General features: G+C 66.8%; 15 protein-coding genes and 1 pseudogene. 7 read left to right on the top strand and 9 right to left on the bottom strand.

Going from position 1 to position 13,466, the window contains the following annotated elements; translation table 11 throughout:
- Positions 1-6: 6 nt before the first annotated feature.
- Positions 7-573 (bottom strand): ubiquinol-cytochrome c reductase iron-sulfur subunit, encoded by a 567-nt coding sequence (gene petA, locus KB874_RS11510; protein WP_212536685.1) that lies wholly within the window; start codon positions 571-573, stop codon positions 7-9.
- A 210-nt stretch (positions 574-783) separates the two neighbouring features.
- On the opposite strand from petA, the gene KB874_RS11505 reads away from it, so the two are divergent.
- A complete protein-coding gene (locus tag KB874_RS11505) occupies positions 784-1,443 on the top strand; it encodes an outer membrane protein (protein WP_212536684.1) in 660 nt (219 codons plus the stop codon).
- A gap of 45 nt (positions 1,444-1,488) precedes the next feature.
- Here the strand turns inward: KB874_RS11505 and KB874_RS11500 are convergent, their stop codons facing one another.
- Genes KB874_RS11500 through KB874_RS11490 form a run of 3 tightly spaced genes read right to left on the bottom strand, consistent with a single transcriptional unit; the run spans position 1,489 to position 3,837 of the window.
- Positions 1,489-2,094 carry a glutathione S-transferase gene (locus KB874_RS11500; protein WP_212536930.1) on the bottom strand — a complete coding sequence of 202 codons (606 nt, stop codon included), beginning with the start codon at positions 2,092-2,094 and terminating at the stop codon, positions 1,489-1,491.
- Between the two features lie 58 nt (positions 2,095-2,152).
- The gene (locus KB874_RS11495) at positions 2,153-3,076 is read right to left on the bottom strand and encodes a tyrosine recombinase XerC (protein ID WP_212536683.1); all 924 of its coding nucleotides are present in this window, start codon (positions 3,074-3,076) and stop codon (positions 2,153-2,155) included.
- Positions 3,077-3,126: 50 nt separating this feature from the next.
- Entirely contained in the window at positions 3,127-3,837 is a 711-nt protein-coding gene (locus KB874_RS11490) for a DUF484 family protein (protein ID WP_212536682.1), read from the bottom strand.
- 193 nt (positions 3,838-4,030) lie between these two features.
- Between KB874_RS11490 and KB874_RS11485 the strand changes: the two genes are divergently transcribed.
- Positions 4,031-4,351, top strand: coding sequence for an antibiotic biosynthesis monooxygenase family protein (locus tag KB874_RS11485; protein ID WP_212536681.1), 321 nt, complete (start codon positions 4,031-4,033; stop codon positions 4,349-4,351).
- On the opposite strand, the gene KB874_RS11480 is transcribed toward KB874_RS11485, so the two are convergent.
- Positions 4,348-5,034, bottom strand: a complete 687-nt coding sequence (locus KB874_RS11480) for a response regulator transcription factor (protein ID WP_212536680.1) — start codon at positions 5,032-5,034, stop codon at positions 4,348-4,350. The two genes, KB874_RS11485 and KB874_RS11480, sit on opposite strands and share 4 nt — an antisense overlap.
- A gap of 214 nt (positions 5,035-5,248) precedes the next feature.
- On the opposite strand from KB874_RS11480, the gene KB874_RS11475 reads away from it, so the two are divergent.
- The 5 genes and pseudogenes from KB874_RS11475 to KB874_RS11455 form a co-directional block, all read left to right on the top strand.
- Positions 5,249-5,797 carry a hemerythrin domain-containing protein gene (locus KB874_RS11475; RefSeq protein ID WP_212536679.1) on the top strand — a complete coding sequence of 183 codons (549 nt, stop codon included), beginning with the start codon at positions 5,249-5,251 and terminating at the stop codon, positions 5,795-5,797.
- A 67-nt stretch (positions 5,798-5,864) separates the two neighbouring features.
- Positions 5,865-6,785: a choline ABC transporter substrate-binding protein gene (gene choX / locus KB874_RS11470; RefSeq protein WP_212536678.1), complete on the top strand. Its 921-nt coding sequence runs from the start codon at positions 5,865-5,867 to the stop codon at positions 6,783-6,785.
- Positions 6,782-7,501, top strand: a complete 720-nt coding sequence (locus KB874_RS11465) for a DUF6946 family protein (RefSeq protein WP_212536677.1) — start codon at positions 6,782-6,784, stop codon at positions 7,499-7,501. Before choX ends, KB874_RS11465 begins: the two co-directional genes overlap by 4 nt.
- Before the next feature lie 184 nt (positions 7,502-7,685).
- Positions 7,686-8,999, top strand: coding sequence for an NAD(P)/FAD-dependent oxidoreductase (locus KB874_RS11460; RefSeq protein ID WP_212536676.1), 1,314 nt, complete (start codon positions 7,686-7,688; stop codon positions 8,997-8,999).
- A gap of 182 nt (positions 9,000-9,181) precedes the next feature.
- Positions 9,182-9,475: pseudogene (locus KB874_RS11455) on the top strand (integrase core domain-containing protein); the annotation flags it as partial.
- 206 nt (positions 9,476-9,681) lie between these two features.
- On the opposite strand, the gene rfbD reads toward KB874_RS11455, so the two are convergent.
- The 4 genes from rfbD to KB874_RS11435 all read right to left on the bottom strand — a co-directional run bounded on the left by rfbD (position 9,682) and on the right by KB874_RS11435 (position 13,387).
- Positions 9,682-10,524, bottom strand: coding sequence for a dTDP-4-dehydrorhamnose reductase (gene rfbD / locus KB874_RS11450; RefSeq protein WP_212536675.1), 843 nt, complete (start codon positions 10,522-10,524; stop codon positions 9,682-9,684).
- Positions 10,521-11,570 carry a dTDP-glucose 4,6-dehydratase gene (gene rfbB, locus KB874_RS11445; RefSeq protein ID WP_212536674.1) on the bottom strand — a complete coding sequence of 350 codons (1,050 nt, stop codon included), beginning with the start codon at positions 11,568-11,570 and terminating at the stop codon, positions 10,521-10,523. The genes rfbD and rfbB overlap by 4 nt, the downstream gene beginning before the upstream one ends.
- Entirely contained in the window at positions 11,567-12,133 is a 567-nt protein-coding gene (gene rfbC, locus KB874_RS11440) for a dTDP-4-dehydrorhamnose 3,5-epimerase (protein ID WP_212536673.1), read from the bottom strand. The genes rfbB and rfbC overlap by 4 nt, the downstream gene beginning before the upstream one ends.
- A 66-nt stretch (positions 12,134-12,199) precedes the next feature.
- A complete protein-coding gene (locus KB874_RS11435; RefSeq protein WP_212536672.1) occupies positions 12,200-13,387 on the bottom strand; it encodes a DUF1972 domain-containing protein in 1,188 nt (395 codons plus the stop codon).
- Positions 13,388-13,466 lie beyond the last annotated feature (79 nt).

Here is a 13,466-nt window from a genome sequence, read left to right as displayed (position 1 = left end):
GTCTCCTTATCCCAGCAGGATGGTTGTTTCGTCTACGAATTCCGCCGGCGGGACCGGCAGGTTCTGCGGGGCGGGGCCTTTGCGGATGCGGCCCGCCGTGTCGTAATGCGAGCCGTGGCAGGGGCAGAACCAGCCGCTGTACTCGCCCGAGCCGTTGCCCAGCGGCACGCAGCCCAGATGGGTGCAGACGCCCATCATCACCAGCCATTCGCCGGCTTCGTCCAGCGTGCGATTCTCGTCCGTGCCGGGCGTGCCGTCGGGCAGGTTGGCATTGCGCGCCTCATTGTCGATCGTCAGGTCGTCCAGCGACACGGAGCGGCCCAGCTCGATCTCCTCGGCGGTGCGGCGGCGGATGAAGACCGGCTTGCCCAGCCACTTCACCGTCAGCTGCGTGCCTTCAGCGACGCCCGAGACGTCGACGCGGATGGTCGACAGCGCGCGCACGTCGGCGGAGGGGTTCATCTGGTTCACCAGCGGCCAGACAGCGGCGCCCGTCGCGACGACGCCGGCCCCTGCGGTGGCATAATAGAGGAAGTCCCTCCGGGTTCCTTCGTGATCGTCTGCGTGTGACACGAATTTCTCCATTGCTCGGGGCCGTTGACCGGCCGGGAAAGAATTGGGGGCCACCGCCCCGGGTGACCATCGGGCCGCTATTTAGCGGTGTCCCCCCGGCCCGTCCAGCGCGCAAAGCGGCAACATGCGGCAAAGTGCGGAAGTGTCGCGGTTGAAACCGCCCCCCTGCGATGATTATGTCACCCCACAAAGCCACGGAGCACTGCCTCGATGCGTTCCCTGATTCTCGCCACAGCCCTGTCCACAGCCGCCGCTCTGCCCGCCGCGGCCGAGATGGAAGTGTCGATCTACATGGGCTGGCAGACCCTGCCGCACAGCCGCATATCGGGGGATCTGCCAGGGGGCCTCGGCCCCTACAACGAGCTCGTCGGCTGGGAGGGCAAGTCCTTCTCGATGCCACCCTATTACGGCGCGCGGGCGACGTGGTGGCGCGGTGGCGGCGATTGGGGTTACGGGATCGAATACACCCATACCAAGGCCTACATGCCTGATGACGTGCAGAATCGGCTGGGCTTTTCACGGTTCGAATTGTCGGACGGCCACAACATCGCCACCGTCAACCTGATGCGCCGCTTTCCCGATCAATGGGGCGGCCTCACACCCTATGTCGGCGGGGGCGTGGGCGTCGCCTTTCCGCATGTCGACGCCACCAACACGGCGGCCAATTCGCGCACCTATGGCTTCCAGCTGACCGGCCCGGCCATGCGGCTGACCGCCGGGGCAAGCTATCCGCTCACCGACCGCCTGTCGGTCTTCGGGGAATACCAGTTCACGTATTCCTGGAACGAGGGCGACCTGGACAATGGCGGCAGCTTCTCGACCGACATCAAGACCAACGCGCTCAACATCGGCCTGTCACTGAACTTCTGACGGGTCGGGCGGGGCGCACGGCCCCGCCCCTGCAGGTCACTGGCGTCAGCCGACCGGGGCCGTTGCCTGCATCGCCGGACGCTTGCAGAACTCGGAATACCAGGCGGCCAGGGCATCGCGGCCCGTGCGCCAGTCGCGCTCGGGCATGCGGAAGTCGAGATAGCCCAGCGCGCAGGCCACGGCGATCTGGCCGCAATCGAGCGGTCCGTGCAGATGGCTCATCCAGCGCGCGTTCAGCACCTCTATGGCGCGGTCGGCCTTGCCCCAATGTGCGTCCATCAGTGGCTGGAACTGGATCTCGGCCGGGCGCAGGCGCTTTTCGTAGACGATGGCCAGACCGGCCTCCATGATCGCATCGCCCGTCGCCTCCAACGTCAGCGTGTCCCAGAGCCGTGCCGCGGGATAGAGCCCGCCCTTACCGCGGTCATCGAGAAAGCGGCAGATCACGCGGCTGTCATACAGCGCCGGACCATCGGGGCGCAGCAGGGTCGGCAGCTTGGCCAGCGGGTTGGCCGCGATCAGCGTTGGGTCCGAGGCCAGCACGGTGGTCGACACGCTTTTCAACTCGACATCGCCAAGCTGGTCGGTCTCGTGCAGAACCACCATCACCTTGCGCACGAAGGGCGAGATGGGAGAGTGGAAAAGCTGCATCATCGGGGATCTCCTGTCCGGGGGGTTATGGTTGGAAGGCCGCGCGTCGCCGGTGCGGTCATGCCTTCGGATGGCAGGCGTCATAGACGCGCATCAGGTGGACCTGGTCAACCGCCGTATAGGCCTGCGTCGTCGAAAGCGAGGCATGGCCCAGCAATTCCTGGATCGCCCGCAGATCGCCGCCCGCCGCCAGCAGATGCGTTGCAAAGCTGTGGCGCATCGCGTGCGGCGTGGCCGAGGCGGGCAGGCCCAGCTGCATCCGCGCCTGCTCCGTCACCTTCTGGATCAGCCGCGGGTTCAGCGGCCCGCCGCGCGCGCCCCGGAACAGCGGCGCGTCGGGTTCCACCGGGTAGGGGCAGAGCCGCAGGTAGGTCTCGACCGCGCGGCGCGCGACGGGCAGCACCGGCACGATCCGTTCCTTGCCGCCCTTGCCGAGGATGCGCAGGCTGTCGCCAAAGGGCCAGGCGCGACCGGTCAGCCCCAGCGCCTCCGAGATGCGCAGCCCGCAACCGTAAAGCAGCGTTACCACCGCCGCGTCCCGCGCCCCGATCCAGCTGTCGCGGGCCTGTGTCTCGACCGTGCCGATCATGGCGCGCGCCGCGTCCTCGGTCAGCGGGCGGGGCAGCTTCTTCTGGAACTTCGGTGCGCGGGCCGACAGGACCGCCGTGGGTTCATACCCCTCGCGCTCGGCCAGCCAGCGGTAGAAGCTTTTCACCGCCGACAGTTTGCGCGCGACGCTGCGCGAGGATGCTCCGCCCATCCGCAGCCGCGCCATCCAGCCCCGCATGTCCGAGGTCGTCACCCGCGCCAGTGGCGCAAGCCCCTGGGGTTCGGCATGGTGCAGCGTCAGGAAGACGATGAAATCCAGGACGTCGCCGCGATAGGCGTCGATCGTGTTCGGGCTCGCGCCCTTCAGGGCACGCTGGGAATCCAGCCAGCGGGCCAGCGCATCGCGTGCGGCAGGCGATATGTCCAGCGTCATGGGCGCGGCCTCCTCTTGCCACGTCCCCCCAGGGTCGGTTCAGGCAGCGTTCAGCTCAGCCAGCGGCGCATCGTCCGCTCGAACACGCCTGCGAAGAAGGCCAGCAAGTCGGTGCCCTGCTGCGGCGTGAACTGGTGCGGGTCCTCGGCGCCCATGACCAGCATGCCGGGCAGGCGGCCCGGGCCGAAATCGAGTTTCAGGCAGGCCTCGGAGCGGATCCAGGCAGCGCGGTCGCCGTAGATGCGGGCATCGCCGGTCTGCACCTGGCGCAGCGTGACCTGCCGCAGCGGGGCTTGGCCGCCCGCGCTGAGGTAGCGTGCGACAAAGCCCTGCTCGGCTACCGACAGCACCTTGCCCAGGCGCTGCACCGTGCGTGCGCCATCCTCGGCGTTGCTTTCCAGCACCAGCCGCATCGCATCGACGCGCAGGATCTCGGCGACGTCGCCGCCGAGGTCGCGCAGGAAGGGCTCGAACTCGATCGGGTCCAGCATCCGCAGAATGGCGCGGTGCACCTGGTTGGTGCCGGCGAGGTTCTCGTAGGCGGCGGCGATCACGCTGCGATGGGTGTCCTCCAGCCGGTCCAGCCTCGCCTCGAGCCGTTCCATCGCGATACCGCGCAGGTCGATGATGTTCCCGCCCATCGACCGCTCGTTCGCGGCGATCAGGGCCTGCATCAGGTCGCGGTCATCCAGGATGATGTCGGGGCGGGCGATGATCGTCTCGCGAAGCGAGTCCTCGATCCGCTGGCTGGAACTGCTCATGTCGGTCCTGACTGCCTGCTTGTGCCTTGCTGCGTTATTCGGCCGACTTGCGCGGCACTTGGGCCGGTTTTGGCCGTCAGCCCGCCCGACTGTCAAGGATTTCCGCACCCCGCGCCCGTGACGATCTGCGCGATGCTGGGGTTTGGCCACAGTCGCAAGCCGTGGCAGAGTGGATGTCAGGAGGAGTCCCGCCATGCCCGAGATCACGCCCGACAGCGGTCACCAGACCGTCATCACCACGTTCGAGACCAGCCCCGGCACTTGCCAGGACCTGCTGGACGCGCTGCGTGCCGCCTATGCCGAGTTCATCTCGAAACAGCCCGGCTTCATCGCGGCCGGGCTGCACGTGAACGACGCGCAGACGCGCATCGCCAATTACTCGCAATGGCGCCGGCGCGAGGATTTCCTGGCGATGCTGCGCTCGGACGAGATGCGTGACCGCAACCGCCGCATCGCCGAGTTGTGCCGCAGCTTCGAGCCGGTGCTTTACGACGTGGCCGAGGTCTATCCCTAGGCGGCCTCCGCCGCACCGCCCTCCGCGACAAAGCGGAAGCCCTCGCCGCGCATGGTCTGGATCTGGACCGCTTCGCCGGCCGCCTTCAGGTGTCCGCGCAGCGTGCACATGTAGACGTCGAAGACTCGGGCGTCGGGCTCCCCCTCCAGCCCGTAGACATGGCTGAGCAGCGCGTCGCGCGTCACCAGCGTGCCGGCGCGCAGCGCCATGAATTCCAGGATCTCGTAGACCTTGGGCGTCAGGTGCAGCCAGGCGCCGTCCAGCTGCGCGCGCCGCCGCGCCAGGTCCAGGTGCAGCGGGCCAAAGGTCAGCGTGGGGCTGGAACAGCCATGCGCCCGCCGCGCCACGGCGAGGATCCGGGCCGAGATCTCTGTCGGATCGGTGCTGGCGGATATCACCGTGTCGGCGCCTGCGGCCAGCCATTCGGCGATCTGGGATCGTTGCGCCCTGTCGGCGATCAGCACCACCGGCACCGACCCGCAGATCGCGCGCAACGCCGCCAGCGACAGACCATTCGAGACGGTCGCGCCGCCTTCGAGCACCACGGCGTCGATCTCTCCCAGGCGCAGGTAATGCGCGATGTCCTCGGGGCGGTCGGTGCGTGTCAGCAGGCTGCCATCCTCGACCAGTCGCCGCGCGATGTTCATCATGGTCCAGCTGGTCTCGGCGATCAGGTAACGCATCGGCACAGTCCTTGTCACAGGGGCCATCGCCTTGCGATCGTGCCGCGGGCGACGGTCGGTCCCACCGGAACCTTCTGGAGGGGCCGGGACAGGGTCTGCGGTGCCTTCTTTCACCGTCCAGTCTGCATAGCGGTGAATTGCGTCGAAACTGTGGCGATTCCGGGGCGGCACACGGACCGTTGACATCACCCGGCGCCGTGCCACCTTGCGCGCCATGACCCAGGACAACGCCCTGCGCGCCCGCGACCGCCTGCCCGACGCCCTGCGCGTCCTGCTGGAACAATTCCCGCGCGACATGTGGGAAAGCCACCGCAACTTTGCCGGGCTGGTGGAGTTCTGGCTGGACCGGCACCTGATGTTCCGCCGCCTGACCGAGGCGCTTCGCGAGGATGCCGAGGCCGGGCAGGATCGCAAGATCGACCCGCAGGCGATGCGGGCGCGGCTGTCGCGCTATGGCGGGATGCTGGTCGGGCAGTTGCACGGCCATCACCAGATCGAGGACGCGCACTACTTCCCTGTCCTCGCCCGCCGCGAGGCAAGGCTGGAAACCGGCTTTGCCATTCTCGACAAGGATCATCACGCGATGGACGGGTTGCTGGCGCGCTTCACCGAGTCCGCCAACGCCGTCCTGCAAGGCGGAGAGCCGGGGCCCTTCCGCAAGGAACTGCTGTCTTTCGAACGCCTGCTGCACCGGCATCTCGAGGACGAGGAAGACCTGATCGTGCCGGTCATCCTGAAACACGGGGCCGAGGGCCTGCACTGATACCCCGGTTGCATCGGGCGGGCGAAGGGCGTTCTATTGGCGGCAGAAGCAGAACAGGGAGACTGCCATGAACCGCCTTTCCACCTCGGCCCTCGCCTTGGCCCTCAGCGCCGGCACGGCCTTCGCATCCTGCGACAGCGTCACGTTCTCGGATGTCGGCTGGACCGACATCACCGCAACGACCGCCGCCACGACGCTGGTGCTGGATGCACTCGGCTACGAGACCGATATCAAGGTTCTGTCCGTGCCCGTCACCTACCAGTCGATGGCCAATGGCGATATCGATGTCTTCCTCGGCAACTGGATGCCCACGATGGAGGCCGACATCGCGCCCTACCGGGACGCGGGCACCGTGGTGTCCCTGCGCGCCAACCTGGAAGGTGCGAAGTATACGCTGGCGACCAACGCGGCCGGGGCCAAACTGGGGATCGACGATTTCTCCAAGATCGCCGCGGCGGGCGACGCGCTCGACAAGACGATCTACGGGATCGAGCCGGGCAATGACGGCAACCGCCTGATCATGGACATGATCGCGGCCAACGCCTTTGACCTCGAAGGCTTCGACGTCAAGGAAAGCTCGGAGCAGGGGATGCTGGCGCAGGTCGCCCGCGCCGACCGTCGCGAAGAGCCTGTGGTCTTCCTTGCGTGGGAGCCGCACCCGATGAACGCCAATTTCGACCTGACCTACCTGACCGGCGGCGACGACTGGTTCGGCCCGGATCTGGGCGGCGCGACGGTCTTTACCAACACCCGCGCGGGCCTGGTCGAGGAATGCCCGAACGTGGGCACGCTGCTGAAGAACCTGGAATTCAGCCTGGCGATGGAAAACGAGATCATGGGCGCCATCCTGGACGATGGCCAGCAGCCGCAGGACGCCGCCAAGGCCTGGCTGGCGGCCAACCCCGGCGTGCTGGACGGCTGGCTGGCGGGCGTGACGACCAAGGATGGCGGCGACGCCATGGCCGCCGTCAAGGCCGCGCTGGAGTGAAGCGCATCCTGCGCGCCACGAAAGGCCCCGCCGACTGGCAGAGCCTGCTGGGCGATCCGTCGAGACAATGGCGCGCAGGCTTTTCCGCCATGGCCACGGCGCAAAGTTGGGAGGCCGGCTTTCCGCCCGAGGTCGCGGCCCTCTGCGGTGACGGGGCCGACCTGCAACTGGCCATCGCGGAACACCAGGTCGCGCTGCCCGGTCGGGGCGCGCCGTCGCAATGCGACGTCTTCGCGCTGGTTCATGCCGCTGGCCGGGATATGGCCGTGGCGATCGAGGCTAAGGTAGCCGAACCCTTTGGGCCGACCGTGACGGAGTGGCTGGGGGCCGAGCCCTCGACGAACCGGCAGGAGCGTCTGGCCGAACTGTCCGCCTGGCTGGGGCTTGGGCCGTTGCAGGGCGACCTGCGCTATCAGCTGCTGCACCGGACCGCTGCCGCGATCGCCGAGGCGCGGCGGTTTCGTCGTCCGGTGGCGGCCTTGATCGTGCAATCCTTCAGCCCCGAGCGCGCCTGGTTCGCCGATTTCGCGGCCTTCGTCTCGGCGTTGGGTCTGACGGTGGAACCGGACAGGGCCGTGGAAACCATTCTGCCGGACGGGTTGGCGCTGCGGCTGGGTTGGGCATCGGGCGATGCCCGCTGGCTGAAGCCGATTGCCGGCCAGAAGCAGAGTGCAGGGCCGTCCGGCGCCCCGGCGGGAGGGCATGTGAAGCCATGACGGGGTCACGCCAAGGCCCCGGCGCATATGCGCTTGCGCAAACCGTCCAGACGCACGTCTTGGCTCTGCGGTGCATGGACGAAACGCCGGGCACGGAATACATCATGCCTGTCGAGGCCGCGACGTTGCTGATTGCCGTAGCGCCCGTCCCGCATCCCCTGTCCGCACGCAAAGGTTCCCCCCGATGAGCAAGAAGAAAACGCAGATCGTCGTCGTTGGTGGCGGCGCAGGCGGGCTGGAACTGGCGCGCAAGCTGGGGGCGCGTTACGGTCGAAAGCAGCACGACATCATTCTCGTCGACCGCAACCGCACGCATATCTGGAAACCCTTGCTGCACGAGGTCGCGGCGGGCTCGCTGGACGCCAACCTGGACGAGGTGGGATATGGCGGGCACGCGGCGCGCTGGGGCTATCGCTTTTTCTACGGCTCGCTGGAAAGCATCGACCGCGAAGCCGGCACCATCACGACCGCGCCCCTGGTCGACCCCGACGGTGAAGAAGTGCTGGGGCGTCACACGATCCGCTACGACTACCTAGTGCTTGCGATCGGAGGCGTGTCGAACGACTTCGGCATTCCGGGTGTTCGGGAACATGCGATGTTTCTTGAACAGAGATCCCAGGCCGACACGTTCCGGCACAAGCTGCTGAACGCCTGCTTCCGCGCGAACCTTGAAAGCATGGACGGAACGCCGGGCGCGAAGGTGCAGATCTGCATCGTCGGCGGCGGGGCGACCGGCGTGGAACTGTCTGCGGAACTCTTCAACGCGGCCAAGGGGCTGCGGAACTATGGCCTTGAGGTCTTCGACGAAAACACGCTTGCCGTGACATTGCTCGAGGCGGGTCCGCGCATCCTGCCGGCGCTGGACGAGGAACTTGCCCAGACCGCCCGCAGCGAACTCGAAGCCCTTGGCGTGGAGGTCCGGACGTCCACGCAGGTCGTGGAAGTCACGCCGAAAGTCGTTCGCACCAAGGATGGCGGCAAGGTGGATGCGGACCTGATCCTGTGGGCGGCGGGGGTACGTGGCGCCCACGGCGTCGCCGCGATGAGCGATCTGGAGCTGAACAGGCTGGGCCAGTTCATCGTGCGTCCCACGCTGCAATCCGTATCTGACGACCGTATCTTCTGCATCGGCGATTGTGCCTCCTGCACCTTGCCGGGGTCCGAGCGGCCCATTCCGCCGCGCGCGCAGGCGGCGCACCAGATGGCGGAAACCGTATTCCGGAACCTCGGCCGCATCATGGCGGGCAGGGCGCCGCAGGACTTTGTCTACCGGGACCACGGCTCGCTCGTCTCGATGAGTCGTTTCGCGACGGTGGGCAGCCTGATGGGCAACCTTGTCGGCGGGCGGATGGCGATCGAGGGCCGGCTGGCGCGCATGGCGTATCGGTCGCTTTACAGGATGCACATCCTCGCGATCCATGGTTGGTTCAAGGGGACGGCGCTGATCGTGATCGGCCACGTGAACCAGATCGTCAGGCCAAGGCTCAAGCTGCACTGAGCCGGGTGGCCTGAGGCGACGCAAGGGCAATGGTGAAGGCCACGCTGCGCTTGGGTTCAGGACCCATTGATTTCGGCTGGAGGGCATGATTCAGCGTTCGAAAAACGAGCGGTGACATGTCTGAACTCTGGCTGAGCGACGCACAGATGGCGCGTCTGGAGCCCTTCTTCCCGACGTGCTACGGCCCGGAACTCATCGCCCTCGAGGTCCGTGAATGGATAGAGTCTGTCGGTGCCAAGACCGCGTACATCGAGCCGGGATCACCTTGGGAAAATGGCTACGTCAAAAGCTTCAACGCAAGGCTTCGGGACGAACTCCTCGACGGCGAGATCTTCTATGCGTTGAGAGAGGCGCAGATCCTGATCGAACGATGGCGCCGCCACTACAACACCGTTCGCCCCCACAGCGCCTTGTGCTACCGACCACCGGCACCCGAAACTGCCTTGCCGATGGACCACAGGCCCATCATGGATTGACTTTCAAACCCAACCACTCGGGTGGGGCAGACCAACATGGCCGAAACCGGAAACGACAGCTGGCGCCTCAAGGCCGGCGCCAGCGCTCGGTTGAAACGCTGGCCCCGGGCGACGTAGCTTTGCTGTTTGCACGGTGGCCTCAGGCCAGCTCACGTCGCGCCAGCCGGGTCCCTGTGGGAGGCCGATCAGGGGGCCCGATTGACAGACTAGCCCCCGAGCTGCGCCAGAACCTTGTCCAGGCCGGTCTTCCAGTGCGGCGCAGCAATGCCGAAGTCGCGCTCCAGCCGGGAGCAATCGAGCCGCGAGTTCAGCGGTCGTGCAGCCGGGGTCGGATAGGCAGCGGTCGGAATGTCCTCGACCGTCACGTTGCGCCCGGCACGGGCAAAGATCGCGCGGGCGAAATCGGCCCAGCTGACCATGGGCGCCCCGGCATAGTGATAGAGCCCGCCGTTCTGGCCGTCGCACATCGCCTGTGCCATGCGCAAGAGCGTGGCGGCGATGTCGGCGGCGGGTGTCGGCCCGCCCACCTGGTCGGCCACCACCGTCAGCGAGTCGCGGGTTTCCGACAGACGCAGCATGGTCTTTACGAAATTCGCGCCATGCGCCGAGAACACCCAGGAGGTGCGCAGGATCGCCGCATTGCCGCCTGCTGCGATCACGGCCCGCTCTCCGGCCAGTTTCGTGCGGCCATAGGCGTTGGGCGGGGCCACCGGGTCGTCCTCGCACCATGGCGTCTCTCCGGTGCCGGCAAAGACGTAGTCGGTCGAGACGTGGCAAAAGGGAATGCCGCGCGCCGCGCAGGCGGCGGCCATCTCTGCTGGCGCGTCCGCATTCAGGCGCATCGCGGCCGCTTCTTCGGCCTCGGCCTTGTCGACGGCGGTCCAGGCCGCCGCGTTGATGACCACGGTGGGGGCGTGCCGGGCGATCGCCGCCTCGGCGGCGCCCTCGGTCATCAGGTCGGCCTCGGCATGGCCAATCGCCGTCACCTCGGCCTGCGCCCGAAGCTCGGTGGCGACCTGGCCGTTGCGGCCGAAGACAAGGATCGTCATGCCTTCACCCCCAGCCGTTGGCCCACGCCGGCCCGCGCCTGGAGCGGGCGCCACCAGTCCTCGTTGTCGAGATACCAGCGCACGGTCCGTTCCAGCCCTTCCTCGACGGTCACCGAGGGCCGCCAGCCCAGTTCCTCGCGGATGCGCGTGGGGTCGATGGCATAGCGAGCATCATGCCCCGGGCGGTCGGCCACGAAGGTGATCTGGTCGGCGTAGCTGCCCTGCGCCTTGGGGCGCAGCCGATCGAGGATGCTGCAGAGTGTCTGCACCAGGTCGAGATTGGTGCGCTCGTTCTCGCCGCCGATGTTGTAGGATCGGCCCACCTGGCCTTTCTGCACCACCAGCAGCAGCGCGTCGGCGTGATCCTCGACATAGAGCCAGTCGCGGATGTTGGCACCGGTGCCGTAGATCGGCAGCGGCTTGCCCGCGATGGCGTTCAGGATCACCACCGGGATCAGCTTTTCCGGAAAGTGGAACGGCCCGTAATTGTTGGAGCAATTGGTCAGCACGACGGGCAGGCCGTAGGTCTCGTGCCAGGCGCGCACCAGGTGATCGGACGACGCCTTCGACGCCGAATAGGGGCTGCGCGGATCGTAGGGCGTGTCCTCGGTGAACATGACCTCGGGATCGGGCGGGAGAGAGCCGAAGACCTCGTCGGTCGAGATGTGGTGAAAGCGGAAGGCTTCGGGCCGGCCCTGCGCGGTCCAGTAGGCCCGTGTGGCCTCCAGCATGTTGTAGGTGCCGGTGATGTTGGTCTCGATGAAATCGCCGGGGCCGTCGATCGACCGGTCCACGTGGCTTTCGGCGGCCAGGTGCATCACCGCGTCGGGCTCATGCGTGGCAAGGATCCGGTCCAGCGCCGCGCGGTCGCGGATATCGGCCTGCTCGAATGCGTATCCCGGCGCGTTCGAGACGCTTTTGACGTTGTCGAGACAGGCGGCATAGGTCAGCGCGTCGAGGTTGACCACCTGGTGGCCGTCTGCGATGGCGCGGCGCACCACCGCAGACCCGATGAACCCGGCACCGCCGGTGACAAGCAGCCTCATGCCGCGCCCTCCCAGGTGAAGGGACTGTCGAAATCCTTGAGGAAAGGGGCCGCGTCATCCTTGGCGGACAGCAGCGCCTCGCCCTCGAGGCCCCAGTCTATGCCGATGTCCGGGTCGTCGAACCGCACCGCGCCATCGCATTCGGGCGCGTAATAGTCGGTGCACTTGTAGATGATCTCGGTGTCGGGCTCGCGGGTGACGAAACCATGCAGGAAACCCGCCGGGATCATCAACTGCCGGCCGTTCTCGAAGGACAGATCGACGCCAACCCACTTGCCATAGGTCGGAGAGCCCTTGCGGATGTCCACCGCGACGTCGAACAGCTGGCCCTTGCCGCAGCGCACCAGCTTTGCCTGGGCATGCGGGGGCGACTGGAAATGCAGCCCGCGCACCGTGCCGACCGTGGCCGAGAGCGAATGGTTGTCCTGCACGAAATCGTAATGCAGGCCGGCCGCGTCCATGCGGGCCTTGTTCCAGCTTTCCGAAAAGAAGCCTCGGTGATCGCCGAAACGTTGCGGCGTGAGGATCTTTACGCCGGAAAGCGCTGTGTCCTCTATCTGCATCGGATTGTCCTCTTGTTGTCGTGGGTCTGCTTGACTGCGGCTTTGGGGATGCCCCCGTCAGCAGGATCAGTCGGTTTCGAAAAGGGCGAAATAGGCTTCGCCGATATGGTCCCATGTGTAGCGGCGGCGCGCGATCTCCTGCATGTCGGCCCCGATCCGACCGGCATCCGCGGCACCGAGCCCGCGCACCTGCGCCGCCAGGTCCTCGGACGTGTCGAAATAGAGCGCCTTGCCCTCCGTGCTGTGCCGGTTGAAGACGCAACCATGCGCCAGGACCGGTATGCCGAAATGCATCATCTCGACCAGGGATGGGTTCGTGCCCCCGGCGGAATGGCCATGCACATAGACCGAGGCGTGGGCCCGCAGCGCGCGCAGCGCACCGGGCTCGTAGACGGGGTCCAGCAGGTGCAGGTTGGGGCAGGTGCCGTAACGCTGTTTCAGCTCGCGGCCATAAGCGCTGTTCGCCCAGTTGCCGACGAAGACAAGCGGCAAGTCGAGGCCGCGGAAGGCCTCCAGGATGGTGTGCACGTTGTTTTCCGGCTCGATGCGGCACAGCGAAAGGGAATAGCCGCCGGGCAAGCCCTCGGGGATGCCGCCCGTGCCGACGGGGGCCACGGCATGATCGCCGCCATAGGCGATGACCGCGCAATCGCTGCCATAGGTCGCGCGCACATGGTCGGCGATGGCCTCGTTGTCGGCGATCACCCTATGCGAGAACCGCACCGCCGCCCATTCCGACGCCCGCAGGAAGGCGCGGGCCGGGCCGTTCCACTTTGCCCGCTTCCACTCGATGCCGTCGATATTCGTGATGATCCGGGCGCGGCTGATCAGGCGGATCAGCGGCAGCATCATGGCGCCTGAAACACCCAGAAGAACAAGCCGGTCATGCCCGGTGCGGACCGCGTCCAGCAGGCTGAGCGCGTCATAGGGGATGCTCTGCACGCCGTTCGCCTTCAGCCCGACATAGCGCAGGTCGGCGCTGGCAAAGCGGGTGTGGCGCTCGGCGTTGTCCTTCGAGGAACACCACACCGTCAGGTTGTCCCCGGAACCGAGGGCTGCGTGGTAATGGACGAGGTTCTCGGCCAGCGTCTCGAAACCGCCATAACGGCCCGGAACGCCGACGGTTCCGAGGATGGCAATTCTCCTGGCGCGACCCTTTTCGCGGTCGGACCCGTCATGGGGATCGCGGACGGGCGTCCGCTGATCCGGATCGCGTCCTGTGCCTCGCTCAAAACGTTCAGATATGACGGTCATCCCATGAATTTCCGCGCTTGGCCGCGATCTCGGATGGTTTTCCAGTTCGATAACGCAATGAAGTTTCGAGGACCGGTAT

Origin of the sequence: Thetidibacter halocola (assembly GCF_018224955.1) — a bacterium.
Lineage (GTDB): Bacteria > Pseudomonadota > Alphaproteobacteria > Rhodobacterales > Rhodobacteraceae > Thetidibacter > Thetidibacter halocola.
The sequence above is the reverse complement of the archived record's forward strand: the minus strand, read 5'-3'. Positions and strand labels throughout refer to the sequence as shown.

What these genes read in the sequence shown, in the direction of transcription:
- KB874_RS11490 (WP_212536682.1), bottom strand. Translation starts at nt 3,837, where the DNA reads ATGAGCAGTTCCAGCCAGCGGATCGAGGACTCGCTTCGCGAGACGATC.
- KB874_RS11505 (WP_212536684.1), top strand. Translation starts at nt 784, where the DNA reads ATGCGTTCCCTGATTCTCGCCACAGCCCTGTCCACAGCCGCCGCTCTG.
- rfbB (WP_212536674.1), bottom strand. Translation starts at nt 11,570, where the DNA reads ATGAGGCTGCTTGTCACCGGCGGTGCCGGGTTCATCGGGTCTGCGGTG.
- KB874_RS11460 (WP_212536676.1), top strand. Translation starts at nt 7,686, where the DNA reads ATGAGCAAGAAGAAAACGCAGATCGTCGTCGTTGGTGGCGGCGCAGGC.
- KB874_RS11495 (WP_212536683.1), bottom strand. Translation starts at nt 3,076, where the DNA reads ATGACGCTGGACATATCGCCTGCCGCACGCGATGCGCTGGCCCGCTGG.
- KB874_RS11500 (WP_212536930.1), bottom strand. Translation starts at nt 2,094, where the DNA reads ATGCAGCTTTTCCACTCTCCCATCTCGCCCTTCGTGCGCAAGGTGATG.
- rfbD (WP_212536675.1), bottom strand. Translation starts at nt 10,524, where the DNA reads ATGACGATCCTTGTCTTCGGCCGCAACGGCCAGGTCGCCACCGAGCTT.
- rfbC (WP_212536673.1), bottom strand. Translation starts at nt 12,133, where the DNA reads ATGCAGATAGAGGACACAGCGCTTTCCGGCGTAAAGATCCTCACGCCG.
- KB874_RS11435 (WP_212536672.1), bottom strand. Translation starts at nt 13,387, where the DNA reads ATGACCGTCATATCTGAACGTTTTGAGCGAGGCACAGGACGCGATCCG.
- KB874_RS11475 (WP_212536679.1), top strand. Translation starts at nt 5,249, where the DNA reads ATGACCCAGGACAACGCCCTGCGCGCCCGCGACCGCCTGCCCGACGCC.
- choX (WP_212536678.1), top strand. Translation starts at nt 5,865, where the DNA reads ATGAACCGCCTTTCCACCTCGGCCCTCGCCTTGGCCCTCAGCGCCGGC.
- KB874_RS11485 (WP_212536681.1), top strand. Translation starts at nt 4,031, where the DNA reads ATGCCCGAGATCACGCCCGACAGCGGTCACCAGACCGTCATCACCACG.
- KB874_RS11480 (WP_212536680.1), bottom strand. Translation starts at nt 5,034, where the DNA reads ATGCGTTACCTGATCGCCGAGACCAGCTGGACCATGATGAACATCGCG.